Here is a 25,200-nt window from a genome sequence, read left to right as displayed (position 1 = left end):
TGGGCCGCCAGTCTTGGGGATAGAAGCCCCGGCAGCTGCAAGGCCCATGGCCCTCCTCGCTGTCGCAGTGACCGTCCAGGTGAACTGTCCAGAGATGGCGACACCGACACCGCAGCACACGGTCGTCACTCATATCTCTCCGTTGCTCATACGCACGGGCGCGTGCTGTCCGGTTACCAGAGTGCCACCAGAGAGGGCACGGCGGACAGGACTCCGTAGCAGCACTACTCGATCGCCGGCATCTGCGGCACGACCTGCCGCACGCCGTCCTGGACCTACGCGAGCCCTGATGTCGTCGGGCGCTACGAGGCCGGGTCCGCTGGTGGGTCAGCAGTTGGACCAGGTCACCAAAGCCACGCTGGGGGGACGGCAAACGCCAAACCAGCCGAGGCCCCAGCCACCGGGCACGGACGGCGGTGATCTACTCCCGCCTTGTCGCGCGTGCGTTCATCACCTTCATCACCACATGTTCTGCCTGTCGTCACCCCAGTCGCATCCCGCTGTTGTGACGTCCTGATCACTAAAGTTGCTGCGGGCTATGCACTGACCGGTCTCACGGTTCCTGAGGTGGAAGTAACCGTTGTTCCAGTCCTCATACCACTGCTCATACCAGTTGACCGGGTTCGCGCAGGGCTCGAGATAGACCTGACCCTGCCAATAAGCGGTCAGGCACTTACCGCCGTCGCCGATCGTCTTCATCGCCCAGGACTTGCCGTCAGATGCCTCTAGGTTGCTGTTGTCCTCATGCCACGTGACTTGCCAGCCTCCCTGCCCTGGTCGACTGAGTGCGTAGTCGTAGTGGCAGGGTGATCGCATGGTTAGCACTCGGTCGGTGACATCATGAGCGAGACATTCGTTGCCGCTCATCGCCCAGTAGACATCGTCGTCCTGCGCATAGGCGCTACCTGCTACACCTACCGACAGGCAGAGGGCCGCCGCAGCGGTCGTTATCGTACGTGCGAACTTCATTTCAGAACGCTCCATGAGTGATGGAAATTGCTCGACCCGAAGTCTCGACCCGAACTTTCAATGGCGCACACAGAAATATCCCCGGATCGAGGGCCTGTCCGACCACCAGGCATCGCGCGCGACCCGATCTGGGCGGTGCCCACGGGGCAGCAGATCGGCTGTCCCGCCAGTGACAAGCGACGCGGTCAGAGCGTGCCGTAGAGGTTGCACTGCGTCCAGTCCGAGGGCTGGGAAGGGGGAACGTCGCAGTAGCCCACGCGATATTCCTGGGTCTCCTGCTGGTAACCCTGGATCGTCAGCTCGCCCTGCCACCACCAACCAGGCAGCGAAGTCCAGGCGTTGGGGGTAGCGATCCAACCGGTGCAGGCCGCGTCGCCGACGTGGTTGCGACCGCAGATTCTTATCTGGTCGGACCATCGGGTGGACACGCTCACCTGCTGACCGCTGGTACCGGCGGTGGCCGTCCCGGCCCCGGCCAGCAGCCCGACAGCGGCCAGAGCCGCGCCCGCAGTGCTGAGAGTGATCTTCTGGAAACGAATCAAGGAAACTCCCCTGGTCAGCGACTCACGCCATAGCTGATGGTCGTGATGTCGTATGCCGATGCCGCCGGCCTCCCGGGCCGTCGCCATCGTTGCAAGCTCCGGCAAGTGGGGCGTTGGCCAGGAGTGCACAACTCCTTAACCGACAGTCGACAGCACGCCGTCTGCTCCCCCGGCCTGCGTCCAGTCCGGCGGGTATGGAGGGCAGCAATGATCCGCTGATCCGGGGTGGTTGGGACCGCGCCTGAAGACTCGCGCCAGCACCTGGGCACCTGGGGCACCCAGGGACGTGCTCGACGCCCACCGCGGGACGTCGAAGATGGTGGCTCGTTGCGAGAGCAACAGCGTTCCGGGGCTCACCTGTTGATGGAGAACCAAGGTGACGACGGAGGTAGCCACCTCACGACCAACCGTCCGACCTCTCACCCCACTTGAGGCCAGCCTGAACAGCGTCCACCATGTCGCTAAATCACCTTGCGTCGCCCACTGCCACCGATGTAGACCCGTGATCATGCTGCCTGAGACCATTTTCCGGAGTTCCGCACTCGAGCCCGCCGATCGCTTCGGAACGTGGCGGGACATCATGACTGAAACCCATGCGCCCATGGATTTGCGAAGCGAGCACGAAGCAGAATTCTGGGTCAATCAGCGAAACATCGCCCTTGGCGACGTGACAGTCTATCCGCTTGAATGCTTCCCTCTCACTTTCCGTCGCACTCCCAAGCTGATCAGCAAGTCCGACCCAGAGGCCTTTCACATCTCCCTCGTCAAGCGCGGTACGGGAATGCTCCGCTTGGGAAAGGAAACGTTGGTCCACGGCGCGTTCGACTACCACACCAGTGACACCTCGCGATCGTTCGAACTGAGCAGTGGCCCGGATCCGTTTGAGATCATCGGCGTTGAGATCCCCAAGGCTGCCCTCCCCATGCCCCCTCGCGCGGCAGCAAAGGTCATCGGCAGACGCATTTCAGCCCGAACCGGAATCGGATCCCTGCTGGCCACGTTCCTTACGCAGGTAACAGAAGAAAGCAGCACTTATCAAGAGGGCGACGGGGCACGGCTCAGTACGGTTCTGGCTGATCTTGTGGCGTCACTTTTCGCCGGCGTGCTCGACGCAGACCGGTCTTTGCCGCCCGAGACCCATCGCAGAACCTCGCTGCTCCGCATCAAGTCCTTCATCCACAACAACTCGGACAGTAGCGAACTGGACGTCGCAGCCATCGCGGCCGCGCATCACATATCCGTCAGCTACCTCCACCGACTGTTCCAGCAGGAAGGGAAGGGCATGACCGTTGCAGGCTTCCTACTTGAGCAGCGACTCACCCGAGCACGGCAGGACCTGTCCGACCCCCTGCGCCAGGACGTCCCCGTGCACGCCATTGCAGCACGTCGAGGCTTCAGCCATGCTGCGGCCTTCAGCCGCGCATTCAAGAACGCCTACGGCATACCTCCCACAGACTTCCGAAGACAGGTCATACCCCCGACCGGTACTCCATGCGCCCTCCCGCTCCATCCTTCAGCACCAGTTGCACCAACCGCCGCTTCTCGCCCTGCGATTCGAGAGGGATGACGTGGCGGACGGTACGGTCGCTGGGTGAAGTCGGAGCGGTTGAGCGAATGCCCGTTGCACGGGACCGGGGTGCGCCCTGATTACCTGGTGGGGCGGCGTCTTGAACGAGTGCTTGCGTCGTGGCACCGGTACGGTGCGGAGCCCCGGACCGACCCGTTGGACGTGTGGCTGATCGACAGCGAGGGGGCCACCACCCACGTGACGACGGGTTCGGACCGGTGCCTGATCGTAGAGACATCGGTCCCCCATGAGGGATACGACATGGCGGAGTGCGGACGCGTCGAGGTGACGCAGGTTCACAACAAGACCCCGTTCGCAGACCATCTCGGCAAGACGGTCCTGGCGGTACACGAAGAAGCGGACCCGTCCACCGGCCGCATCGCGCTTGAGCTCACCTTCGACTCCGGCCGTGTCCGGTGTGACAGCTGGTCCGGGGATCTGCGACTCTCCAGCAAGTGATCAGCGCGCCAGTACCGGCGGGAAGCGTGTGACGAAGTCGCCAACGAGACCCGGCGCGGACGACCGTCGAATCTGCCGCTGGAGGACCGGGTTCTGCTGGCGGCGACATACTGGCGCACGCACCGGCAACTGGCTCATCTATCAGGCGTCGGTGGTGGTTACGGCGTCCGGGAGCACCTCAGGCATCCTCTCCACCAGTACTACGACCGCGACCACCTCACCGGCTTCGTTGCGACCCACCCAGACGGGATAGGTGCCGTCCCCTGTCGTTGCGAAGGCCGCCAGCTCGCCCCCGGACGCCTTGTCCCGCGTACGCAGCAGGTACATGGAGTCGTTGATGTCCTCATAGACGTCCGGGTCGAGATCCGGATCTTCCTGGGTCATGACCTTCTCGAAAAGGGCAAGGAGCGGCTCCCATGCCCCGGCATCGGCGAAGCAACCGGTGGCGCCGTCGGTGATGAATCCGGAGATCTGGTTCTCGATGAACAGCCGAGGGTCGTCTTCGGGCCTGAGCGCCATCTCCCAGGACACCGCGGGCGCCTCGCTGACGAGGAGGCGGACGGCCATCGTGTCGGTGCGCGTGACCTCGCTCTGCTCCCGCGCGCAGTGGTAGGTGTGGCGGGCCCGCGCCTCGTCCAGCACGTACTCGCCAGGTGTGACGGGGACCGTGACGTGCGGTCCGTCTGCATGGTCGGTGTCAGGGCCGGAGACGGCCAGCAGTCCGCTGGGCACGCGCAGGGTACCGATGCGCCGCGGCTCCACCACGGTCATCTCAGGGTGGTACCCGTCGGTCACGCGCACCCCGGGCCGGAACAGCTCACTCATCGGTCCAGGCTGCGCGGGGCGGGGCGGACGCCAACAGGTGGCGGGAGCGGGAGAGTTGCCGCTGTCGTCGTCGGCGGCCGCGACCTCCTCGGCGCACTCGAAGGCCGTTGTCTCCGCTACGCCGTGGAACTGGGCCGAGAGAAGGGGCCACTCTCCGAAGGCGGGCCGCTCCATCCAGCGCCCGTCGTCGCGGACCTCGGGCACGGTGATGTGGGCGCCTCCGGGCCTGCCCTGGGGCTCCTGCGTGAGCCGGCCCCTCCCATCCGGGAAGAGCTCCACGGCGACACGCGGGCACGCCTGATCGAATTCCACCATGTCCGGGCGGGTGTATTTCCAGCAGACGGTGTACCGGTGCAGCAGGCGCATCTGGTTGTCCAGCAGCCGCATGTCCGCGCCGTACGTACGGCGGCCCTGCACGTCGTAGACCAACAGGCCGACATGGTGATCCCGCCAGGAGACGAGCCGAACCTCCAACGGCGCCTCCCGGCCCGCCGTCCGGTACACCACCACATACGGAAGCCCGGCACGATCCCGCTCACGGGCCTCCTCCACGGATATCGGCCTCCAGGGGACACGAGCCTCCAGGTCCCACGCCCGGGCGTACCCCACCTCAATCACCACTGCCGCTCCCCGATCTCCTCCGTACCGACGAGCTGCAACATAGCCGCCACCTGCGACAACGACCCTGCCGGGTCGGGCCGGTGTACGGCTGAGGTCCCGTACCGGGGTCCAGGGTCTCGTGGCTCGGCTGCTGAGCCCATGCAGCCAGCGCAGCAGACTCGGGGTGGTCCGCAGCAAGGGCTCGCGGGATAGCGGGGTGTCGGCGGCTACAACTCGAACTCGAGGTGCTCGATGTCGGTGAACCGGATCTCCTCCAGGCTGCCGGCGCGGCGGCCGCCGTCCTGGAAGTAGACCTCCTTGAGCGCCTCCGCGGCGATCTCCTGGAGGCGGGTGTCGCCGGCGCCCTGCTCCTGGGCGTCGAAGAGGCGGGCGGCGTAGACCGGGGGCAGGGCGACGGTCAGGTGCCGGATGCGGTCCTGGTCCGTCGAGCCGATCGGCGCGGTGTAGCCCATGCGGGCGCGGGCGTCGATGACGATGCCTCCGGTGGAAGCCGCGTTCGCCCTGGCCTTGGCCCGGATCTGGGGCTGCCAGCGCCTCTTCACCTCGCGCTCAAGGCGCCCGGCGAGGTCCGGGCGAGGCTTTTTGATCTGGTTCTTCACGTATCGCTCGACGGTGCGCTGGGAGATCCGCAGCATCTGGGCGACCGCTCTGGTGCTGCCCAACTGCTTTACCAAGTACCGCATTTGAGGGCCTGCGGTTTTGGGTGCCGGGCGGGTGAAGGTCTTCTGCACGGCGGCGTCCAGGCCGTCCCCGAACATGCTCATTGGCTGCCTGCTCCCCTATTCGCCGTTGTCGGTGTCGGTGACGGTGCCGTCCTTGATGTAGCGGGCGAGGTTGAGTTCGGGGGCGTTGAACCGCTCGCGGACTTCCTCGCCCCACAGGACGGACTGGGTGCCTTCGTGCTTGACCAGGCCGGGGTTGATGCCGAGCTTGAACCCGCCGGGCAGCGGCTTGCCTTCGCGGTAGGGCAGGAAGTCCAGCGGAGAGGGGCCGTTGGCGGCGTAGACGACGCAGTCGGACAGGACCGCGATGGGGTACTGCCCGGTGAACGCGGCGTGCTTCACCATCTTGCGGTGCAAGTTGGTGCGGGTACGGGAGATGACGGCGGCGCGGATGTCCGGCCGCCACGTGGGGCGGGACAGGGCGCGCCATGGCTCGCCGGGCCGCCAGCCCTCGCCGCGCGGGCGCTCGCGGAGCTTGCCCAGGCCGCCCTTCACCGTCGCCTTGACCGCGGAGACGACGATCGCCAATTTTGGGTCGCGGGCCTTGTAATTGTCCATGGCTGTGAGGAAGTCGGCCGGGGCGAGGTCGGCGCCGACGCCGAGGTCGGTCATGGTGGCGAGGTAGGCGTCGCGCAGCCGGTTGTACCAGCCGTCCAGGTAGCGGCCGTTCTCCCGCCGCACCCACGCCTCCAGCGGCTGCACCTCGTAGCCCAGCTCCACCGCGTACGCGACGGTCGGTGTCGCATACCAGGCCGGGCCTTCGGGGCGGTCGCCCTTCGGCGTGAACGGGCTCGGCAACAGACTGCCGTCCAGCTCCACCCACTCCTTGCCGACCTTCACACGCGACAGGTCCACGTGGGACAGGTCGACCAGCCACGAGCCGGGAAGCTTGGGATCGAAGCCCGGGTTCGTGACGTGCGTCGGGGCACCCAGCCCGACGGTCAGCCCGTTGGCGCCGGCCGCGAAGGCCATGTTGACGTCGATACCGACCAGGTGGCGCAAGGTGCACTCGGCGTCGGTCATCGGGCGCGCCCAGTCGTACGCCTCCTCGAACAGCTTCTCCGCCGGACCGCGCACATGGAAGCGCGGCAGGTGCTTGAGGACGGGGTGGCCGTCGGGGGCCTCACACGGCGCCGGGTCGACCGGGTCCACGCCCAGGGAACCGGGGTTGTGCTCGGAGTGCCGCTTACCGTCGGCGTCCGGGGCGGAGGCACGGGTCGCCGGGTGCAGCGCGGTCATCAGCTCCAGGCCCGTCACAGCCGTCGAGCCGCGCGGCGTCATCACGCGGGACGCGTACACGCCCAGGACGCGGGCGAGTTCGGCCGGCGGGAGCTGCCCGGCCTCACCCCAGTGCCGGGAATCCAGCGCACCCCACGACGGAACGCACAACTGCACACAGGCCCGCTCCGAACCAGTCGCCGGGCGGTAGATGCGCGCCCAAGGCCCGAACCCGCGCTTCGTCAGTTTCCACTGCGCACGCGCGAGCTGCTTGACGACCTTGTGCCCCTCCGGCAAGCGCCCCGCGAGCCGCTCCTGCTCCGTAAGGGCGGCCGGGAGTCCGTAACGCTCCAACGCGGCCTCGGTGAGCACGAGCAGGGGATCGGCGTCCTTGCCCGGACCGGACAACTTCGGCTGCCCCAGCCTCCCCTCGGCCAACACCCACTCCACCAGAGCCGGGAGGGACTTCGCAGGCACGTCCAGGACCAGGCCGCCGACGCAGTACGCCAGCACCTGTCCATCGGCGTCCCCGTCGATGACCGCCAGCGGACCGTTCGCAAACCGCGGGTCAGTCCCGTCCATCGAAGCTTTGGCCGGCGCTGTCTGCTTCGCGCCAGGATGGCGGGACGGCGACGGTCTGTTGGCGCTCGCCGGACGGGGCACGGCGGCCGAAGCCGCCGTAACGGAGGCGGGGGCAGCAGCGACGGGGGGCTGGGCGTTCTCGGTTGCCGCCACGACATCGGCCTCGGTGACCGGCTTTGGCGGCGGTGTCGGCGCTTCCACCCTTGGCTGCGGAGCGGGCGCTTCCACCAGTTGGATCGCCGCGACGGGCGTGGGCGCAACCGCAGCGACCGGGGCGGCCGGGGCCGGGTAGAGCTCAGCGAGTTTGTTCAGGAGCCGGGCGTACGCATCACGCTCCGGCGGGCGGGGTTCCGTCTTGCCGGCCTCCCAGCCAGACACCGTGGCCCGCCGCACCTTCAGCGCAGTGGCCACTTCGTCGATGGTCAGGCCGTGAGCGGCACGCAGGCGCTTGCGCTCCGCCGGCGGCGGCAGCGTGGCCCGGGATGCGAGCAGCGCGTCGACCGCTTCGAACAACTCAGACATGGAACACCTCCCGTCGGCACCTTACCCCGCCAAGCGTGCAAATCCCGTACGCGCGGCGTACGAAGAGCGCACTAGGCACGTTGCGCCGACAGCGCGTGAAGTCGATGTTCAGCTTCGGGCCCCGCTCCCCCGAAGGATCCGACCGGTCGCCGGCGAAGGACCCACGTCCTTCATCGAACGCCTCGCCGCCGCCAACCACATCAAAGCGCCGTATTTGCGCCGCTACCTAGTTGATCCGCCCTGGTCATGGAGCGGTTCACTCAGCTGGGAACGGCTGGCCGCGGTGGTCGACCGAGACCCCTCCTCCCTCAAGGAGATCCTTCTGGGCGGCCAGTGCATCGAATGCGGGACCGGCATGTCCAGCCCTACGGCGGCAGCCCCCGGCAGACCTGCTCTCAGGCATGCCGACAGGCGACATACAGAAAGCGGAACCCAAAACCGCCGAAGAAGAAGAGGTACGCGGCCTGCCAGGGCTGCGGCGAGCAGCTGCCCGTCGTCACTACGCGCCGCTGGTGCTCGGTCTCCTGCCGCCAAGACGCCCAGCGCCGGAGCCGACGCGACAAGGCTGAGGCCAACCGCTCCCCGAACCCACCGAACCTGGCCTGCGGCATCTGCAACGCTCCGCTCAAAGCCGGCAGACGACGATGGTGTTCCGATCGCTGCTGCCACACCGCCTACCTCCGCCGCCGAGCAGCCGGGTCCATTCCTCCCCGGCAACAGCCGACAACCTGCACTGAATGCTCCGGACCTCTGGAACCGGGACGCAACAAGCAGATACGCCTCACCTGCTCAGCCCTCTGCCACGGCAGGCGCTCCAGCCGGCTCAAGAAGGAACGCAGCAGCCAAGACTCGTCCCACTGAACTTCGGCCGATCCCAATGAGATCGTTCCATCCTGATTCCGCAGTACACAGGGCTGGTGTGGGCCGGTAGTTACGGGCTCGCACCGGTCAGGAGTGTGATCGTTGCGTGGAGATCATCGGTCACCTCTGGACTTCGGCGTTGGCGAGGACAAGGAGGGCTCGCAGGAGGATTTGAGTGCTTCCAGGAGCATGCGGCCTGGGAGCGGAGTCGGAGCTGGCGGTGGCGTGAGCGCTTTGCCTCCCCCCCTTGATCACACCGATGTGGCCAGGTGCATGATGTGCCTGGACATAGGGGGACGCATGAGGCAGACAACGCCGCCGCGATGGGGGCCGACACCGCCGGGGGCTCCTGGGAATTCGGGTGTGCCGCCGCAGGGGTTCATGCCCGTGCGGCCCCCGGACGGCGGGAACGGTGCGGTGTTCACCGTCGGGGCTGTGGCAATCGCGGTTGAGGCCGTGATCGCCGCGCTGGTCGCCGTCCTGATCCTCTTGCAGTCCGAGTCCCACGGAGGCGAAGGCGGCATCGGATGGCTGTTCGGCACCATATTCGCGCTCGTGCTGCTGGCAGTCGTGTCGGTGATCGCAGGGCTGGCCGGTTCGGCGATGGCGGTGCTTCCCCTCGTCCTCCTCGGGCGTGCGGCGGCCCGCCGTACGGGCCGGCGTGACAGCTGGCAGCTCACCCTGGCCACTATGGCGGTCGTTGCCGTCACCCTGGCGCTGCTCATCGGCTCCTGCACGCTCCTGGCCGGCTCCGGCGACCTGCTCGTTTATCCCGTCCTTGCCCTCGGCCTCATCGTCGGGCTGGCACCCGCGACCCTGTGCGCCCGGGCGGCGGGGAACCCCGGAAAACCCGGGGCCCGATGGCGGGTGCTCGGGGCGTGGCGCTGGGCGGTCTGGGGCTGCTCGCGGTGACGCTTGCGGTCGGGCTCGCGGCGTACAGCACGGGGATCCTCAAGATCTACGAACCGCCCCGGCTCCGTGAAGCCGACATGGTCGGCACCTGGACGGACGGCGGCGGCGGAAGCCTCCGCTTCGAGGCGAACGGCACGGTGACGGCAAAGGGCGTCAAGAAGTACGAGGCCACAGGCATGCAGTCCGGTGCGTACAACTGCACCGGAAAGTGGCAGCTGACCGAGAACGAGGGTGTCAGCCGACCGTACGAGCTCCGCATCGCGGACTGCGAGAACCTGTCCATCGGCTGGGACATCGGCGGTACGAAGGAACACCCGACGGTCTTCACCTGGATCGGCAAGCCGGATTCGGGTGAGCGGTACATCCTTACGCGGCAGCGATAAGCCAACCGGTGCTGAGGTCTCGGGCCTGGCCGGGTGTCGGTGTGCGGTCATGCCGCCCTCGATCCGTGGCCTCCACCGCCACATGGGTCCCAGCCGACTGCCCTACGGGATGACTGCCTTGATACGGCGTCTGCGCAGGTAGGCGCGGTTGCCGCGGGACGAGTAGGCCTTGTCCCCGGCGGCTGCGCCGGGCCGGGTGCGGGGACGGCCGACGGGCCCGCGGACCCGTATCTTTGTGAGCACGGGAATGAACTGCGGGCTGTCCGCGGCCTGCCGGGCGGTCAGGATCAGGGCCAGTGGTCGGCACAGGCGGTCGGCAGCGACGTGGATCTTGCTGGTCTGTCCGCCACGTGAGCGCCCGAGCAGGGCGGCTTTCAAGCGGAGCTTGCGCCGCCGCCGGACGCGCAGCCGTTCGGCCCGGCCTGGAGCGGCGACGTCGCCGTGTCCGTCTTGTTCCGCCGCGCCGCCCCCTTTTGCCGGGCTCCCTCCGCCTCGACGGCGGCCTTCTCCAGAGCATCCCAAACGGTCGCCTCCAGGCGCATTCCGGCCGCATCGTGATGGGCGCGGACCGTCGTGGAGTCCACGCTGACCAGTGACATATCTACCCCGCCCCGCCCGGCAGCCTCGGCTATCGCCCCTTCCAGCAGCGCCTCGAAGACTCCGGCGTCCCGCCACTGCCTGAACCGGTTGTGCACGGTGGACCAGGCGCCGAACCGGCCTGGCATCTCCCGCCACTGCGCTCCCGACCGGAACTTCCAGACCACACCCTCGAACTGCTGCCGCAGCCACTCGGGATACGGGCCCTACTCACCAACCGGCAGATACGGCTCGACGAACCCCCACGGCTTCATCACCGCCCACGCCCGATCGACCTCACCCACCGCCTGCAGCGCGCGCACGGCACCCTGCGCGCAGAACCAGTCGCCCCGCTCGGCTGCCGCCCGGGCCACCAGGTCCACGTGCCCGTGCTCCAGGAGAGAGTCCACCAACCGCGGAGGGACTCCTTCGATGCGGTCCGCCTGCCACTCAAGACCATCAATGTTCAACCGGGACAGAGTAGGAGCCACCACTGACAATGCGGCCCCCCTGTTTGTGCGGCATCCGCAGCTGATCGTTGAACCGGAGGGCAGCAGCTCGGGCCCCGGCCGAATGGAACGCCAGCATGCTCGCGACCTCAGCGATCAACCAGCCCCTCCTGGTCGGGGGGACGAGCCTTCTCGCCGCGCTGCCGTGTAGACCGGGTCAGATCACGGCAGGTCAGCAGTGCGTGCAGGTCATGACGTTCCCGTCAGTCAGCGCGACTCGGAGGATGTTCGGCATGGCCCCTCTTCAAGGACACCCACCCGACGCAATGGGCCTCACCAACTCCGCTTAGACCTAAAGGGGTCCCGCTCAATCTTCGATGAGAATCGCTCAACCTTCGCTGCGACAGGTCAGTACGACAACCATCGCGACCTGGGCCCGCGCCACCCGCCCCCGGCCAGCGCCGCGGCCCACCGTCAGCGGGCGTCCTGACCGTCGGCCACTCACCGCCGCACCCACGGAGTCACCTACTTCCGCAGCCGCTACGCATCGCACGGGGAGGCCACCCCAGTCGATGCCTGTGGTCACTCGCTCATTTCGCCAACCGGAAATGCACGATGGCGACGGTGTCGGTCGGCTCAATCTGGGGGTAGTGAAACCGCAGCCTGTCGTGAAGCTCGGCGAGATCACGGAAACCGTCTGCTCGGGCGTCCGACTCGCTGAGCTGGGCCAGCGTCTTCGCAGTGACCTGCGTGACGACACCCGGTAGCACCACCTCGTCATCCAACTCGAACACCAGGCTTACCGGGCCCGTCTCCACCGGGTCACGGAAACGTACCGTCGTCGTCTTCTGTTCTGCGCGTACTGCATCCAGATAGTCAGGATGGAAGTACAGGGTCTGAGTCACCGTTGAGGGCTGCCGTGAAGTGCTGTCGTCCATTCGGCGCACCCTAACGGAATGACCAAACCCTCCGTGTCACGCATCCGCTGGATGCCCCGGGCCGCCCTACGACCTGGTCGGTGTGGCTCTCGATCTCCTAGGACTTGTCCGGGCGGTCTTCGATGGCTCGTGCGATGAGGTCGTGGATCAAGAACTCCCCGGGGCTGCGGTTCTCTTTGAGGCGGGCGAGGTTGTCGGGGTTGAACCAGTCGTAGGCAGAGTGCTTGGACCATTCCAGAGTGGGGTGGTCCAAGTCGCCGTCGACCTCGACGAGATAGTCGGCCTCATGTCGGAGCCCAACGCCGTCGTCCCCCATCCAGGTTGTGGTGCCAAGGAACCGCCGCACATGGGTCAGGCGCCAGCCGGTCTCCTCCTCAACCTCGCGTGCGAGAGCCTCCAGAACCGTTTCCCCAGCCTCGACGTGGCCGCCCACGATGTCCCAGGTATCGGGAAACAAGCGACGGTCTGGGCTCCGCTTTTGGGCGAACGCCTGACCGTCACGGTTGAGGATGACGGCACCGACGGTCCAGACCTCGTCCGAGGCGGGATCGGGCACCTCTACGTCGTCGTTGACAGTGAACGACGGGTTGTGAGTGGGCATGACCGATAGCGTAAGACGGGCGTTTTCCCGGCATGCCGATTTCGTTGTGGTGGGCCTGGGGCGGGGAGATCTTAGTGACGCCGAGTGGGAGCGGCTACGGCTGTTCCCGTCGGTCAGCAACATGCGTTGTGGCAGGTGGAGGGACCACCGGCAGGTGATCGACCAGATTCTGCACCGGGTGCGGACCGGGGGGTGCCATGGCGTGACCTGCCCGAACGGTTCGGGCCGTGGAAGACGGTCTACGAACGGCACCGGCTGTGGTCGGCCGACGGGACGTGGGAGCGTCTGCTACAGCAGGTCCAGGCCACGGCAGACGCCGGGTTCTGACCCTTCGGCCCCCGTTGAGGCAGGCGCCGGCGGCGGGTGGGTGCGGGCACCCGTTGCATGCTGATGCGCCCGCACGCAGATCCGAGTCCCGAAATTGGGGCCCGGCAGGCCTCGCAAGAAGCCCGACAGCGTCGCGGCAGACAAGGCCCACAGCAACGGGCCCTGTCGTATGCCGGATGCCCCGGCGCCGCAGGTCACAGCCCTCACCATCTGGCTCCGAGCTTGATCGGCCGGACAAGTCCTGGCCGAGGGGGCGACATGCACGTCATGGCACGCCAGGACCCGGTACCGGGTCGCCCCGTCCATGGCCTCGCACGCATGGACAACTCGCGGGTATACGACGAATCCGCTCGGCACGAGCTCGCCGCCACGTGTCCTGGCTTCGCCCAAAAACGCCTAACGGGAAGACCGTTGGAGTCCGGTTAGGCGTCGATCTCCCAGTGGAGGGCGCCGGCTTGGGCGGGCGCCTCCAGCACCTCTAGGAGCGCCGATGCGTCAGTGCCGGGTGGCAGGTCTGCTGAAAGGTAGGTGCCTTGGAGCCACTCGTGCGGCAAAGCGGCTTCGACGAGTTTGCCGTGCAGGAGTTCGTGCAGTTGGTCCCGATCCTGGTGTTCCGCTACGAGGGCGACGCGCAAGGTCCGGTGGCCGGACTTCTGCACCACGGCAGTCACCAGGTGGTTGCTGTCGAGGGTCACCACGTCGAGGTAGCAGATTCCGTAGGTGAAGAAGGGCAAACACGTCACCTCAAACCTGTCCTCGGTGAGCCGGCGGGTCCACAGTTGCTCTCGCCAGCCGTCCTGCCGGTCCGAGAGGTCAGCATGGATCATGAAGTTGGCCGGGCCCCTGCCGATGGGGTCCTCGTGCGTGATGATGGCGATGGAGTGCCTCCAGGAACCGGATCGCGGCCTCAAGATCCTCTAACAATGCCCTCGGCTGGAACACGGCGGGTCACGTTCAGGCGCCGCCACACGTTCAACTCCTGGGCGCGTCAGCCCCGTACGGAGACGGGACAGAATGGGCTCCATGGAAGAGATCGACCCGTTGAAAAATCCCAATCGCAGCAATGACGACGAAGAGCTGTGCCGCGTGTGCGGCTACGCCGCAGGGCCGTTCTTCGAAGGAACTTGGCCGAGCTCCGCGATCTGTAGCTGCTGCGGTTGGGACCCGCAGACACAGCCAGCCGGACTCGATGCAACCCGTGAGCTCCGTGGGTACTGGATCGGACACGGCGCCCAGTGGCACTCCCCCAAGGAACAGCCTGGCAACTGGGATCTCTACGCACAGATCCAGGACATCCCCGAACTCTGGCGCTGACCACAGCCCGCCCCATCCATGACGGCCTTCAAAATATCTGCCGCGGACTTCGCCAAGCCAACGGGAAGATCGTGATAACGGGCGACCGGGAAGAACTCCCGCAGATGACCTGATTCATGGCCGAATCCATGAGCCTGCTCACGTGCTCCGAGTTTCATATCCGGACAGCTGCCCCGAACCGAATATGGAAGAACTCGTCAAGCGGTTGCAGGATGTTGCCGAGGGAGCGACAAGGGCGTTCGGTCTGGATGTCCCGGTAGGCGCCCTCGGCGCAGCGGCGGGCCACCAGTCGGACACTCTCCGCTCGGGGGCTTTCCGTCGGGCGCCCAGCCGGCCGGGACCGGATCGGTGTGAGGCAGTCACGCTAGTGGACGACCTCCTCGGCCACGCACCCGCTCAAGGGCCGCCAAGCGCAAGCCGTGCAGCGCTGGAGCCAGGCCCACGCGACCGTCACCAACTCCGAGCGACCCGCGCGCGGCCGAGGTCGGCGCCCGCGCGGGCCTGGTGGGGCCTGGGCGGCTAGCAGTGGCCCCAGGAGCCGTTGTTGAAGTAGGTGTGGAACAGGTTGTTGTCGTCCGTGTTCCCGCCGTAGACGTACCCGGAGTAGTAGGGCGCCCAGCCCCCGCCGTAGTACTCCCGGCTGACGCCGTACCAGACGTTGCCATTGCCCGCGTAGTCGCCGATGGTCCAGCAGTACGCGTAGACCCCGTCACCGTCTGCCTGGAAGAGGTCCGGGGCGCCCACCTTGGTGGACCACGTGTGGGGCTGGCTGTAGACGCCCACACCCTTGGACGTGCTCAGCCAGTCCCAGGTGGCCGCCGACGCGTTGCCGGTGGACATCCCCAGTGCCCCCGCGGCCACCGCCGCGAGTGCCGTGACCGAGGCGATCCGTCGTCCGAACTTGAGTCTCATGCCTGCCTCCTGACAGGGAGAAGAAACCAATGACCAGAACCTCTAGGGGGTGGACCTTTCATGCGTTCCCCGTGGGTCCACCCGGTGGGAGCGGGCGGTGATCGGTGCCGTGCTGCCCGTTCCCAAATCAAGGGAACGGGATGACGGGCTTGCCCTCCGAGTGATTCGATCAGGTTCGAACACTCATGACGCCGGCCGCTCGGGCGGCCGACACCTGAACCGGGGGGTGTCGTGTTCTACCTCGACATGGACCGCGCCGTACTCGCGAACACCCGGTTCGCGATCTCTCCGCTCAGTACCGTGGTCGGCGCGCTCCGCCTCATGCGTGACAACCAGCGTTCTGGGGGCGGGGGTTGGCAGGGCAGGCTCCAGGAGACTCTCCGGGACCGGAAGCTCAGCCTGCTGGGCTCGATGTTCGGCGGCTCGTGGGACTACGTACCGGACTTCCTGACGCCGCAGCCGCAGGCCCCGGAGACCGTATTGCAGGAGGAACTGCACGCGGTCGCCACTACGGGCTCCGCTCGTCTGCGCTGGGAGCTGAACATCATGGCTCAGGGGGTCAGCGCGGAGCGGTTGGCGGGCCGGACGGTTCCCGCCGTTCTGCGCGACGCGATGGAACGGGGCGAGCGGGACTTCGCCGAACGGGCGGCGGCGGAGCTACACCGGCTGTGGGATTCGGCCCTCGCCCCGCAATGGACGGCCTTACGCACCCGCATGGAGGAGGACATCGCCCACCGGGCGCAGACCATTGCCCGCCACGGCCTGTCCGGCATGTTGACCACCCTGCACCCCAGGATGGTCTGTAACGACGACCAACTGATGCTGGTCAGCCGTCTCCAAGGCCAGAGCGCCGGCAACACTGGTCTGGTCCTGACTCCCTCGGTGTTCACCACGGACCTACGCATGGTCATCGACTCGATACCGGGCCCCGCCGGCCGGCAGCCCATGTTCGCCTACCCCTGTCGGCCTGGGCCGGAGAACCGCCTGCGGCCGACCGTCCACGCCCTGCTCGGGGCAACCCGGGCACGCCTCCTGGCCGACCTGCACACCGCCCGCACCACCGCTGAGCTGAGCGAGCGGAACTTCCTCGCCACCAGCACGGTCTCCTACCACCTCGGCATCCTGCACCGCACCGGGCTGGTCACCCGCACCCGCAGCGGCCAACACGTCCGCTATCAGCAGACCCCCCGCGCCACCGATCTACTGGGCGGCGCCCCGCGCGCCCGCTGATGCCGAACTCGCCGCGTGACGCATCGATTTCGCGGTCGAACTTCCTTGAGAAGGATCGAACTTCGTCTGTGACCGGCGGCCCGACGTTGCACGGCCGCTCCGCTCCGCAATCGCTGCGACCGCCTGATCCCGATCCCGATCCTGATCAAGAGCAAATCAATGACTCGTTGCATCAACAGGTCTTGCGCGACGCCTTCGGCAAAGGGTGACGTGTTCTGTCAGTTTTGGCAGGAACGATGGACCGCATGACCAACGAGGACATCACCAACCAGAACACGCAGAAAACCACGCACGTCGGCAGCCCGACGCGTCCGCTCCTGGGGCGAATCGCGCTCGTGGCGGGTGCCACCCGCGGGGCAGGTCGGGCTCAGGCTGTGGAGCTGGGCCGGACCGGGGCGATCGTGTATGTCACCGGCCGTACCACCCGGCTCCGGACCAGCGAGGTCGGCCGGACCACCGAGACCATCGAGGAGACCGCCGAACTCGTCACCGCGGCGGGCGGCACCGGGATCGCGGTTCCCACCGACCATCTCGACGAAGCGCAGGTGCGCGCCCTGGTCGAGCGGATCGACCGGGAGTACGGGCGGCTCGACATCCTCGTCAACGACCTGTGGGGCGGCGAACACCTCGTGGCCGCCTCGGTGTTCGGGAAGAAGAGCTGGGAGACACCGCTCGCTGACGGGCTGCGCATCCTGGAGCTGGGCGTGCGTTCGCACGTGATCACGGCAGCGCTGCTGTTTCCGCTGCTGATCCGCTCCGACGCGCCGCTGCACGTGGAGGTCACCGACGGCACCGCGCACTCCAACCGCCGTTACCGGGAGAACATGTTCTACGACCTGGCGAAGAACGCCCCGATCCGCCTCGCGTTCGGGCTGGGTCAGGAGCTGGTCGAGTACCGGGGTGCGGCGGTCGCGGTGTCGCCGGGCTTCCTGCGGTCGGAGCAGATGCTCGCCCACTTCGGTGTGCGTGAGGAGAACTGGCGTGACGCGATCGCCCAGGAGCCGGCGTTCGCGATCGCGGAGTCCCCGAGCTACCTGGCCCGTACGGTCGCGGCGCTGGCCGCCGACCCGGACCGCGCGAAGCGGTGGAACGGTAAGTCCACCTCCAGCGGGGAACTCGCCCGGTTCTACGGGGTGACGGACGTGGACGGCAGCCGGCCGGACGCCTGGGCGTATTTCGAGGACGTTGCCCGCGGCAAGGAGGGCTCCCCCGAGGACTACCGTTGATCCTCGGTTTCCCTCGGGTCCGGCTCCTCGCGGTCGGCCTGATAGAGGGCGGCCAGAGCTGCTGCGCGCTCACGGAAGCGGGCGCGCAGGAAAGCCGGGGCCAGCACCTCGGCGTCCGCGCCCAGCCGGGCAAGCTGATCGAAGGCGACGTCCTCGGACTCCGCCGGCAGGTCAAGGGTGACCCGGCCGGCGGGGTCCGGGGCGCTCGCGGAGGCGAGCGCATCCGCGACGGCGGCCCCGTCCACGACGGCCGGGAGCCGCTGGAGCCCCCACCCGGTCAGCCGGACCGTGACGGTGGTGCGCAGCAGGGTGCGGGCGAACGCGGCCGCGCGGGCCTCCCAGTGCGCGGCCAGCTCGAAGGCCGGATCACGCACGAACGGCTCCTCCGCTCCGGCAGCGGGGCCGAGGGAAGTGATCCGGTCGACGCGGTACGTACGCCAGCCACCCTCGGGATCCTCCCGCTCACCGGGGACGCGGACCACGGCATACCAGGTGCCGGCCTTCAGTACGAGCCCGTACGGCTCCACCACTCGCGCCACGACGGAAGACGGTGCGCCGTCGCGGCCCGGCCGGGCGTACGACAGCTCGACGGCCCGGTCCGCCCACACCGCGCGGGCCAGATCCGGCAGCAGTTCCGGGGTGGTGGGTTCGCGGAACCAGGTCGGCGCGTCGAGGTGGAAGCGGCGGACCGAGGACTCGGCCGCTTGGCGTACCGACGGCAGCAAGGTCGCGGTCAGCTTCAGCCGGGCGGTTTGCGCCGCGTCCGACAGCCCCAGATCCTGCAACGCCGAGGGCAGACCGGACAGGAACAGCGTCTCGGCCTCGCTCGGGTGGAGCGTGGTGAGCCGGGTCCGGTATCCCGCAGCGAGGAAGTACCCGCCCACGCGGCCCCGCTCCGACCTGACGGGAACGCCTGCCTCCTGCAACGCCTGGGCGTCGCGGATCACGGTCCTCTCGGAGATCTCCAGCTCACGGGCGAGAGCGGCTGCGGTCAGACCGGGGTTCGACTGGATCAGGAGGGCCATACGGATCAGGCGGGCGGCACGCATCCTCCAAGGATCACCCACCGGACCAACGCCACAGGACCTCTTGCCCCCGCTTGCTCCGCGAGGAGAGGGACACTCATCGCTGGGGTGTCGGCCTGCCGGGGCGGCGCGGAAGGTGCGCGCCCCGGCAGGCCAACTGGGCCCAGCCAGACCGGACTTGAGGCCCGGAACGGTCGAACTTGGGGTCCGGAAAGGCTGGACTCGGCTACTTCTGCTTCGGCTGGACCAGGGTGCGTTCCGCGCCGAACTGTGCGCCGGTGTGGGCGTACATCGTCGTCTCGCCGTCGGACCAGCGGATGATGAGGTCGTCCGGCCAGCCGTTGGAGTCGTAACTGCCTGCCGTCATCACGACGTCATGAGTCCAGATGCTCTGGGGCGGAGCCATCTGGACCTCGTTGCCCAGACCTCCGGGACCGGTCTCCTGGAACTGGGAAACCCGCCCGTCCGACCACCGCACCAGCGTGTCCCAGTTGGCGCCGCCGGTGAAGTCGCCCGCCGTGACCAGAGTGGCCTGCTTCCAGGCGTCGTTGGGCTGTTGCAGCTGGTGCTCGGTGCCGAAGCCCTTGTCACCGACCGCGGTGTAGTTGGTAACCTCGCCGTCGCTCCAGCGGACCAGGAGGTCGCTCACGTTGTTCGCGGTGCCGAAGTTGCCGCCGGCGATCTGGTCCGCGTGGCTCCAGATCGACCCCGCGTCGGCCAGCTTGATGCCGCCGCCCAAACCGTTGGCACCGACGTCGGGGAGGATCCGTACCTCCCCGCTGTTCCACACCACCAGCAGGTCGGATCCGCTGCCGCCGGAGAAGTCGCCGCCGGTCAGGGACTTGACGTCCTTCCAGGACTCATTGGGCGCCGTCAACTGGCGCTCACCGGCGAACCCGCCCTGGCCGTCTCCGGTGTAGAGCGAGACCTCACCGTCGGTCCACACCACGATCAGGTCGCCCTTGCCGTCCCCGGTGTACTCTCCCGACGCCAACAGCCGCGCGTGCATCCAGGTGTCACCGCCCCCCAGGGAGAACGGGAGCGGGGGCTGCTGATAGGAGGCGTCGCGCTTGACGGGCCGATTATTCTTGGCGTCCTCGTAGAGTTGGAAGAACCAGTCGCCGTGCATCGGGCTGTATGTCACCCAGTCGACGTTGGCGTCGTTGCCGCCGCCGTTGTAGCCGCCCACGTTGCCGACGATCTCACCGGTCCCCGTAGCCCAGTCGATCTTCGAGAACCAGGGGCCGCCCGAGACACCGCTCCACATGCCTCGGCACAGGGCCTGAATCTGGTAGAAGCCCGGCAGCGCCTCGGTCCGGACCGGGCAGCGAACGGGATGGTCTTCGGGGTCGTTGCTGCCCCTGAACGGGTAGCCGACCATCGTCAGGTTGTTGTTGTAACCGGGCGTGCGCACAAGGGCGTTGGCGCCCACCACGTCCTGCACGTTCTTGCCGTTGGTGGGCTTCAGCGTGCCGAACGCGAAGTCCAGATCCGAGACGGCGCCCTTGGAGTTCCGGACGTAACGGGGGTCGCGGAACCAGTTCTCGACCCGGTAGATCCCGTACTGCTGGTTTCCGACCGAGTTCTCGGCGCGGTACCAGGGGACGAAGATCGCGTTGCTGCCGAAGGCGCAATGCCCCGCGGTCAGAATCAGGTTGTGGCCGCCGCTTTCGACGACGCTGGCCGAGCAGGAGTGCGCACGCATCTGCCCGGTCGTCGGTTCGCCTTCCGCGGAGAAGAGCATGCCGACGGATTTGACGCCCAGGATGTGCTCGGCGGTCGGCATCTCGGATGCCGCCATCAAGCCCTGGGGCAGTTTGGGCGCGCTCTTGGCGCCGCTGCGCCCGCTCACACTCGTCGATGCGGGGCGGCCCGCCGGGTCGGTGGCGGAGGCGACGCGTTCCGGAGTCCAGAACCGGACGGCGTCATCGACCGACCAGTCGCCGCGGCCACTGTCGGTCTTCTTCCCAGGGTCGGCCGTGGAAGGCGATTCACTCTTGGCGGCGGGAGGTGACGGCGCTGCTGGGTGTGTGCTCGGGGCCGCAGTTGGTGGAAGGGCCGTGTTGAAAGGTCTGGGTCCAGGGGACTCCACGGTTGAGGGGGCCGCGGTCGGCACGGTGGCCGAGGGCCGCGGCTTCGCGTCCTGCGCGTAGGCCAGCGGGCCACCGCCTGCCAGGAGCAGCGCGCTGCACACTGCTGAAACGGCAAGGTGGCGTATTCGTACGTGTGGTGTAGGCAAGGAATGCTCTCTGGTCGTCGAAATAGACATAGCCCCGCCCGGCATGGGTCAGGGACAGCAGGAAAAGAACGGGATGCGGCGGGCCGGGAAGGAGCGGGAGGACATGGGCGTGCCGGGATCGATCACCGCGCATGGAAGGAGCCGCCCGGCCCGCCCCGCTCCCCCGGGCAGAACCACGCGTCCGGCAACACGTCCGGTAAAGGCGGTTACGCTGCTGCGGCGGCCCTCCGCCTGCGGAGAAGCACCAGCCCGGCGACCGCCCCAAGGACCACCACGGCTGCTCCCCCGATGAGCCAGAGCCGATAGTGACGCACCGGATCGCCAGCCACCTTCAGCTGGGCGCTGCTGGTCTGTTGCCCGTGGTGGCTGACAACGGTGAGTGGGTAGGTGCCCGCAGGGATGTCGTCCCGCAGAGTGGTGTGTCCAGCGTAGACCGTGGTCCCGTCGTCACACTTGCAGCCGGGGGCGTCCGAGTTGCCCTTCTGGATGGTCAAAGGTCCTGTGAAAGCAGTGGACTTGACGGTGAGGGCGTCCTCGTTTCGGGCGGGGTGGTAGTCGGCCAGGAGGACGACGATGTCGCTGCCCGGGCGGACGACGACCTTCGGCGTGGAGTCGTCCACGCCGAGCCTTCCTCCCTTCGGGCCTGCCACGAACCGGGCGATCTCGGCAGCGGCCGGGGGGACGACCGTCAGACTCGCCGTCGCCACGGGGCGGCCGCCGCTGACGGCGGTCACCGCATACACCCCTGGCGCGATGTCGTCCCGGACAGCCTCTGCCTTGGCCTTGGGAAACCGGCTGGACTCGGGAGCACCCGGGCTCGCCGGTGTCAGTGCCACCGGCTTCTTCAGGGCGGGGGACGTGACGGTTACCTGGTCCCAGCCCGGGGGCATGCCCGTAACGCTCATCGCAACCCGCGCCCCTACCTCGACCTTGTCCCAGTCGAACTCCAGGCGCGGGCCGGCAGACGGACTTGCGGCGGCTGCGGCCGAGAGCGTGTGCTGCTCGTCTGCCACCGCCTGGTCCGGAACCCCCACCACGAGCACCGCAAGGCCGACCGCGGCCAAGGCACGCACTGCTCTGCCGAACACAGTTCCCCTCCCCCGATGGTTGCGCACCTGACAAGAGGGTGACGCGACAGCCCAGGTTGCGCCACGCGGTGATCTTTCTACAACTCCCTTTCTGCCGTGGGGCGGAGATGCCGCCAGTTCTACGAGCGGATCATGCCCGGCCGCGCGGGAGTATCCCTGCTCCACTACCGCGCGAGGTGCATGGAACGCCGTATGCGTCAGGTCAGCAACGCAGCGGCGTGACAACGTGCCTCATGCAACCAGGAGGCGCGGGTTTCGTCGGACGAGTCAGCGAGCGTTCGGAAGACGACCCGGTGAACATCGGCAATTCCCACGTAGGGCAGGACACATGACGCCCAGATGCTTTGCAGCGGGTCCCCGAACTCCGCCTCTTCGCGGTCGGCAGGGGTGTCAGAGGTGTTCAGGACAAGGGCCCGGCCGGCTCTCAGTAGCCCTTCGGGCTCGCCCTCCGCGGTTCCCAGTTTGTAGGCGACGCCGGGCGCGAGGACACGCTGCACCCAGCCGGTGAGGACAGCGGGTGGCATGCCCCACCAATTCGGGTGCACGAACACCATGGCGTCGAGCGTGGCCACCTCCGCCCGGTGGAGGGCCAGTTGCGCATCGTGCGTGTCCGTGGCAGATCGGACCGTCTCCGTCTCGTCGGCAGTCAGCCCAGGGGCGAACTCCTCGGCGCAGAGGTCATGCGCGAGAACCTCGCATCCGAGATGGCGCAGGTGCTGCACGACGGTGTGGAACACGGCGTGGTTGAAGCTGCCAGGCCGTGGATGCGCCAAGTAGACCCCTATACGCGGCATTCATCCCCCAAAGGACATCAGTGTCGTCGGCCGAGCGGGGCTTGCGGTCGACCTCACTCGGACTCGGCTGATCATCATGGCCGGTGAGGCGCGCTCAAGGAACCGGTTTACAGGACGCGGGTGAAGCCACCGGCCGCCCGTGATCCGCCGGTTCACCGTCTGCGGCAGAACAGCGGCCGAGCACCTGCGCACTTGCGGGTTCGTCGCGCGGGCGTCGCGAATCGCTGCGGCTCCTCATTCGGCCCGACGGCGCCGCGCGTACGCGATCGTGAGGGCGGCGACCAGCGGCCCCCAGGCCAGCAGCGGGGCATAGCAGAGATCCATGATCACGCCCGCTGAACCATGGGGGAAGTCCGGGTTGTCCAGCGGTCCGTTTGGCGCCAGGGTGATGGCCGCGCACAGCGCCATGACCGCGATGGCACCCATTGCTGCGGCGATGACGACCACCAGTGGTGGGATGCGGCGGCCACCCAGCCTTGGAACCCAGCGCGGGACCCGCTCACCCCAGGGTTTCACCAGGGCCAGCGTCAGGCATGCGGCCGCCTGCGAGGTCACCGACAGGAGCAGTACGTAGACCGTGATCGACGTTCCCTTGTACAGCGAGCCGAGCCGGCCAGTGAAGCCGACGTCGACCCCGCAGGCGAGCGAGAGCCGCCACACACATGACGGCACCGTGCACAACACGGTCGCCCAGGCCGCCCCAACTGCCCAGCGAGGGGCGGCGATTCGGGCGTTCGGCAACGGGAGGGTCATGACGAGCTCCGGTGGGTGAGGCGGTGGAACGACCCCTCGACGATGTCAGCGCCCAGCAACCGGCAGCATCCTTCCAACAGTCGAAGCACCTCCCCCACGCGGAGGAGACCGCGGGGCATCAGTTCACCCTCGGGCATGAACCGGCAACGGGTCGAGTCCATGCCTTCGCTGGAGTTCGTGGGCACGGCCCCAGAGCCATGAATGGGTGTGCGATTGTCCGACCCGCGTGATAGTCACTACCTTCACGAGGGAGAGACCATGGGCCTCCCCGTTTGCAGACAACAAGGGGTGGGGACATGGCGGTGCTCCGTGGATGGGGGCTCACGCTGGGGAGACGGGCCGGCCGGTTCGTACCGCGCGTGCAGAAGGACTCGGGGGATCCCGACGTCGCGCGGGTCCGCAAGGCCGCGGCGTCGGCGGACTGGGACACGCTGCGGGACGTACTCGAAGCGCGTTCCGAGAGCGAGGACCGGACGGAGCTGGTGCGGGCCGCCGGGGACACGGCGGGGGTGGAAAAGTGGATCGACCGGGTCGTCGACGCCGAACCCGAAGCGGCGCTGCCCCGGCTCGTGGCGGGGTTCCGCTACGTCAGCTGGGGCTGGGAGGCCCGGACGGGGGCGCGGGCCTCGCACGTCTCCCGTGACCAGTTCAAGGTGTTCCACACCCGGCTGCGCACGGCCGAGCAGCACCTGTACGAGGCCGCGGAGCGCGAGCCGTCGTGGACCTCGCCCTGGCTCGGACTTCAGATGACCGGCCGCGGGCTCCAGGTCGGGCAGGCCACCGCGCGGCGCCGGTTTGAGGCGGCCGTGCGGCGCGACCCGTTCCATCTGGGCGCCCACCAGCAGCAGTTGCAGCAGGTCTGCGACAAGTGGAGCGGATCTCACGGGGAGATGCACGCCTTCGCCCGCGAGTCCGCGTTCGGCGCGCCCGGAGGCACGTTGCTCGGCCAGCTCGTCGCGATGGCACACATCGAGCAGTGGCTCTCCCTCGACTCGGGACCGGACACCTCGTACATGCGGCAGCCCGCGGTGACGGCTTCCCTGCGGGAGGCGGCCGACCACTCCTTCCGACACCCGGACTTCGTCCGGTCCGGAGCGTGGCTCCAGGTTCTCAACACCTTCGCCATGGCCTTCGCGCTGGCCGGTGATCACGGCGGTGCGCGGGAGTGCTTCGACGCCACCGAGGGGCGGGTCACGGAGTCCCCGTGGCACTACCTCAACGGGTCCGATCCCGCGGCGGCCTACCGGGAGCTGCGGTCTGCGGCCAGACGCTGAGCCGGGCCGCCGGGCCGCCGGGCAGCCGATCGACCGACGCGGACCGGTCCGGGGCGTCTGCGGTACTTGCCGCGCCCGGCCTGAGTGTCCCTGTTGCGTCATCGGTTCAGGGCTCCGGGTGTGCACTCTTCCACTCAACACGCTTATTTTCGTGGGCAGTTGAGTGGCAGGGCGGCCGGGGTGCCATCCGTTCCATGCGAGATGCGTGGTCGATGGGCCCGGCTCGGGGTGGCTGCGCCGGTGAGGTCTTGCGGGGGTGCGATCCGGCCCC

The 25,200-nt window shown here is 67.9% G+C and carries 22 protein-coding genes and 3 pseudogenes; 10 read left to right on the top strand and 15 right to left on the bottom strand.

All coding sequences use genetic code 11. The features are described from left to right. Window positions 1–459: 459 nt before the first annotated feature. Window positions 460–969 carry a hypothetical protein gene (locus DWB77_RS38105; RefSeq protein ID WP_162952695.1) on the bottom strand — a complete coding sequence of 170 codons (510 nt, stop codon included), beginning with the start codon at window positions 967–969 and terminating at the stop codon, window positions 460–462. A gap of 185 nt (window positions 970–1,154) precedes the next feature. Then, the gene (locus tag DWB77_RS36015) at window positions 1,155–1,598 is read right to left on the bottom strand and encodes a hypothetical protein (protein ID WP_162952694.1); all 444 of its coding nucleotides are present in this window, start codon (window positions 1,596–1,598) and stop codon (window positions 1,155–1,157) included. A 421-nt stretch (window positions 1,599–2,019) separates the two neighbouring features. On the opposite strand from DWB77_RS36015, the gene DWB77_RS36010 reads away from it, so the two are divergent. The 3 genes and pseudogenes from DWB77_RS36010 to DWB77_RS36000 form a co-directional block, all read left to right on the top strand. Then, window positions 2,020–3,078, top strand: coding sequence for an AraC family transcriptional regulator (locus DWB77_RS36010; RefSeq protein ID WP_120728627.1), 1,059 nt, complete (start codon window positions 2,020–2,022; stop codon window positions 3,076–3,078). Window positions 3,079–3,234: 156 nt separating this feature from the next. After that, window positions 3,235–3,537, top strand: a complete 303-nt coding sequence (locus DWB77_RS36005) for a hypothetical protein (RefSeq protein ID WP_246033763.1) — start codon at window positions 3,235–3,237, stop codon at window positions 3,535–3,537. Between the two features lie 51 nt (window positions 3,538–3,588). Further along, window positions 3,589–3,687, top strand: a pseudogene (locus DWB77_RS36000) (IS5/IS1182 family transposase); the annotation flags it as partial. On the opposite strand, the gene DWB77_RS35995 reads toward DWB77_RS36000, so the two are convergent. The 3 genes from DWB77_RS35995 to tap form a co-directional block, all read right to left on the bottom strand. Further along, complete coding sequence (locus DWB77_RS35995) at window positions 3,679–4,983, bottom strand: DUF4241 domain-containing protein (protein ID WP_120726826.1); 1,305 nt, start codon at window positions 4,981–4,983, stop codon at window positions 3,679–3,681. The pseudogene DWB77_RS36000 and the gene DWB77_RS35995 sit on opposite strands and share 9 nt — an antisense overlap. A 206-nt stretch (window positions 4,984–5,189) precedes the next feature. After that, window positions 5,190–5,747, bottom strand: coding sequence for a telomere-protecting terminal protein Tpg (gene tpg / locus DWB77_RS35990; protein ID WP_120726824.1), 558 nt, complete (start codon window positions 5,745–5,747; stop codon window positions 5,190–5,192). Between the two features lie 15 nt (window positions 5,748–5,762). Continuing rightward, window positions 5,763–8,027: a telomere-associated protein Tap gene (gene tap / locus DWB77_RS35985; protein ID WP_120726822.1), complete on the bottom strand. Its 2,265-nt coding sequence runs from the start codon at window positions 8,025–8,027 to the stop codon at window positions 5,763–5,765. Between the two features lie 1,296 nt (window positions 8,028–9,323). Here tap and DWB77_RS35975 point away from each other — a divergent pair. Then, a complete protein-coding gene (locus DWB77_RS35975) occupies window positions 9,324–9,800 on the top strand; it encodes a hypothetical protein (protein WP_162952693.1) in 477 nt (158 codons plus the stop codon). Next, window positions 9,767–10,183: a hypothetical protein gene (locus DWB77_RS35970; RefSeq protein WP_120726816.1), complete on the top strand. Its 417-nt coding sequence runs from the start codon at window positions 9,767–9,769 to the stop codon at window positions 10,181–10,183. The genes DWB77_RS35975 and DWB77_RS35970 overlap by 34 nt, the downstream gene beginning before the upstream one ends. 105 nt (window positions 10,184–10,288) lie before the next feature. On the opposite strand, the pseudogene DWB77_RS35965 reads toward DWB77_RS35970, so the two are convergent. The 3 genes and pseudogenes from DWB77_RS35965 to DWB77_RS35950 form a co-directional block, all read right to left on the bottom strand. After that, window positions 10,289–11,034: pseudogene (locus DWB77_RS35965) on the bottom strand (transposase); the annotation flags it as partial. Between the two features lie 764 nt (window positions 11,035–11,798). Then, entirely contained in the window at window positions 11,799–12,146 is a 348-nt protein-coding gene (locus tag DWB77_RS35955; protein WP_120726812.1) for an ASCH domain-containing protein, read from the bottom strand. Window positions 12,147–12,243: 97 nt separating this feature from the next. Continuing rightward, complete coding sequence (locus DWB77_RS35950; RefSeq protein WP_120726811.1) at window positions 12,244–12,747, bottom strand: NUDIX hydrolase; 504 nt, start codon at window positions 12,745–12,747, stop codon at window positions 12,244–12,246. Between the two features lie 55 nt (window positions 12,748–12,802). Here DWB77_RS35950 and DWB77_RS35945 point away from each other — a divergent pair. Then, window positions 12,803–13,065: pseudogene (locus DWB77_RS35945) on the top strand (transposase); the annotation flags it as partial. Window positions 13,066–13,496: 431 nt separating this feature from the next. Here the strand turns inward: DWB77_RS35945 and DWB77_RS35940 are convergent. Beyond that, the gene (locus tag DWB77_RS35940) at window positions 13,497–13,901 is read right to left on the bottom strand and encodes a DUF4265 domain-containing protein (protein ID WP_120726809.1); all 405 of its coding nucleotides are present in this window, start codon (window positions 13,899–13,901) and stop codon (window positions 13,497–13,499) included. 196 nt (window positions 13,902–14,097) lie between these two features. On the opposite strand from DWB77_RS35940, the gene DWB77_RS38100 reads away from it, so the two are divergent. Beyond that, complete coding sequence (locus tag DWB77_RS38100; RefSeq protein WP_162952692.1) at window positions 14,098–14,388, top strand: hypothetical protein; 291 nt, start codon at window positions 14,098–14,100, stop codon at window positions 14,386–14,388. Between the two features lie 519 nt (window positions 14,389–14,907). On the opposite strand, the gene DWB77_RS35935 is transcribed toward DWB77_RS38100, so the two are convergent. Continuing rightward, a complete protein-coding gene (locus tag DWB77_RS35935) occupies window positions 14,908–15,300 on the bottom strand; it encodes a hypothetical protein (RefSeq protein ID WP_120726807.1) in 393 nt (130 codons plus the stop codon). A 231-nt stretch (window positions 15,301–15,531) separates the two neighbouring features. Between DWB77_RS35935 and DWB77_RS35930 the strand changes: the two genes are divergently transcribed. Continuing rightward, a complete protein-coding gene (locus tag DWB77_RS35930; protein WP_120726805.1) occupies window positions 15,532–16,530 on the top strand; it encodes an ArsR/SmtB family transcription factor in 999 nt (332 codons plus the stop codon). 245 nt (window positions 16,531–16,775) lie between these two features. After that, on the top strand, window positions 16,776–17,756 hold the full coding sequence (locus DWB77_RS35925) for an SDR family oxidoreductase (protein ID WP_120728625.1): 981 nt from the start codon (window positions 16,776–16,778) through the stop codon (window positions 17,754–17,756). Here the strand turns inward: DWB77_RS35925 and DWB77_RS35920 are convergent. The 5 genes from DWB77_RS35920 to DWB77_RS35900 form a co-directional block, all read right to left on the bottom strand. Next, the gene (locus tag DWB77_RS35920) at window positions 17,747–18,805 is read right to left on the bottom strand and encodes a helix-turn-helix transcriptional regulator (RefSeq protein ID WP_120726802.1); all 1,059 of its coding nucleotides are present in this window, start codon (window positions 18,803–18,805) and stop codon (window positions 17,747–17,749) included. The genes DWB77_RS35925 and DWB77_RS35920 overlap by 10 nt on opposite strands. A gap of 202 nt (window positions 18,806–19,007) precedes the next feature. Further along, complete coding sequence (locus DWB77_RS35915) at window positions 19,008–20,582, bottom strand: trypsin-like serine peptidase (protein WP_246033762.1); 1,575 nt, start codon at window positions 20,580–20,582, stop codon at window positions 19,008–19,010. Between the two features lie 644 nt (window positions 20,583–21,226). Beyond that, window positions 21,227–22,108 (bottom strand): hypothetical protein, encoded by an 882-nt coding sequence (locus DWB77_RS35910; protein WP_162952691.1) that lies wholly within the window; start codon window positions 22,106–22,108, stop codon window positions 21,227–21,229. 197 nt (window positions 22,109–22,305) lie between these two features. Next, on the bottom strand, window positions 22,306–22,902 hold the full coding sequence (locus DWB77_RS35905; protein WP_120726798.1) for an NAD(P)H-dependent oxidoreductase: 597 nt from the start codon (window positions 22,900–22,902) through the stop codon (window positions 22,306–22,308). Window positions 22,903–23,136: 234 nt separating this feature from the next. Continuing rightward, window positions 23,137–23,655 (bottom strand): hypothetical protein, encoded by a 519-nt coding sequence (locus tag DWB77_RS35900; protein WP_120726797.1) that lies wholly within the window; start codon window positions 23,653–23,655, stop codon window positions 23,137–23,139. Between the two features lie 296 nt (window positions 23,656–23,951). On the opposite strand from DWB77_RS35900, the gene DWB77_RS35895 reads away from it, so the two are divergent. After that, on the top strand, window positions 23,952–24,929 hold the full coding sequence (locus DWB77_RS35895; protein ID WP_246033760.1) for a hypothetical protein: 978 nt from the start codon (window positions 23,952–23,954) through the stop codon (window positions 24,927–24,929). The last annotated feature ends 271 nt before the right edge of the window (window positions 24,930–25,200 follow it).

Source organism: Streptomyces hundungensis (assembly GCF_003627815.1).
Classification (GTDB): Bacteria; Actinomycetota; Actinomycetes; order Streptomycetales; family Streptomycetaceae; genus Streptomyces; species Streptomyces hundungensis_A.
The sequence above is the reverse complement of the archived record's forward strand: the minus strand, read 5'-3'. Positions and strand labels throughout refer to the sequence as shown.

Excerpts from the sequence above, each read along its gene's own strand:
- DWB77_RS36010 (WP_120728627.1), top strand. The coding sequence starts at position 2,020 with ATGCTGCCTGAGACCATTTTCCGGAGTTCCGCACTCGAGCCCGCCGAT.
- DWB77_RS35940 (WP_120726809.1), bottom strand. The coding sequence starts at position 13,901 with ATGATCCATGCTGACCTCTCGGACCGGCAGGACGGCTGGCGAGAGCAA.
- DWB77_RS35915 (WP_246033762.1), bottom strand. The coding sequence starts at position 20,582 with ATGGCGGCATCCGAGATGCCGACCGCCGAGCACATCCTGGGCGTCAAA.
- DWB77_RS36015 (WP_162952694.1), bottom strand. The coding sequence starts at position 1,598 with ATGGCGACGGCCCGGGAGGCCGGCGGCATCGGCATACGACATCACGAC.
- DWB77_RS35900 (WP_120726797.1), bottom strand. The coding sequence starts at position 23,655 with ATGACCCTCCCGTTGCCGAACGCCCGAATCGCCGCCCCTCGCTGGGCA.
- DWB77_RS35895 (WP_246033760.1), top strand. The coding sequence starts at position 23,952 with ATGGCGGTGCTCCGTGGATGGGGGCTCACGCTGGGGAGACGGGCCGGC.
- DWB77_RS35950 (WP_120726811.1), bottom strand. The coding sequence starts at position 12,747 with ATGCCCACTCACAACCCGTCGTTCACTGTCAACGACGACGTAGAGGTG.
- tpg (WP_120726824.1), bottom strand. The coding sequence starts at position 5,747 with ATGAGCATGTTCGGGGACGGCCTGGACGCCGCCGTGCAGAAGACCTTC.
- DWB77_RS35920 (WP_120726802.1), bottom strand. The coding sequence starts at position 18,805 with ATGCGTGCCGCCCGCCTGATCCGTATGGCCCTCCTGATCCAGTCGAAC.
- DWB77_RS35935 (WP_120726807.1), bottom strand. The coding sequence starts at position 15,300 with ATGAGACTCAAGTTCGGACGACGGATCGCCTCGGTCACGGCACTCGCG.
- DWB77_RS38100 (WP_162952692.1), top strand. The coding sequence starts at position 14,098 with ATGGAAGAGATCGACCCGTTGAAAAATCCCAATCGCAGCAATGACGAC.
- DWB77_RS35905 (WP_120726798.1), bottom strand. The coding sequence starts at position 22,902 with ATGCCGCGTATAGGGGTCTACTTGGCGCATCCACGGCCTGGCAGCTTC.
- DWB77_RS35955 (WP_120726812.1), bottom strand. The coding sequence starts at position 12,146 with ATGGACGACAGCACTTCACGGCAGCCCTCAACGGTGACTCAGACCCTG.
- DWB77_RS35925 (WP_120728625.1), top strand. The coding sequence starts at position 16,776 with ATGACCAACGAGGACATCACCAACCAGAACACGCAGAAAACCACGCAC.
- DWB77_RS38105 (WP_162952695.1), bottom strand. The coding sequence starts at position 969 with ATGAAGTTCGCACGTACGATAACGACCGCTGCGGCGGCCCTCTGCCTG.
- tap (WP_120726822.1), bottom strand. The coding sequence starts at position 8,027 with ATGTCTGAGTTGTTCGAAGCGGTCGACGCGCTGCTCGCATCCCGGGCC.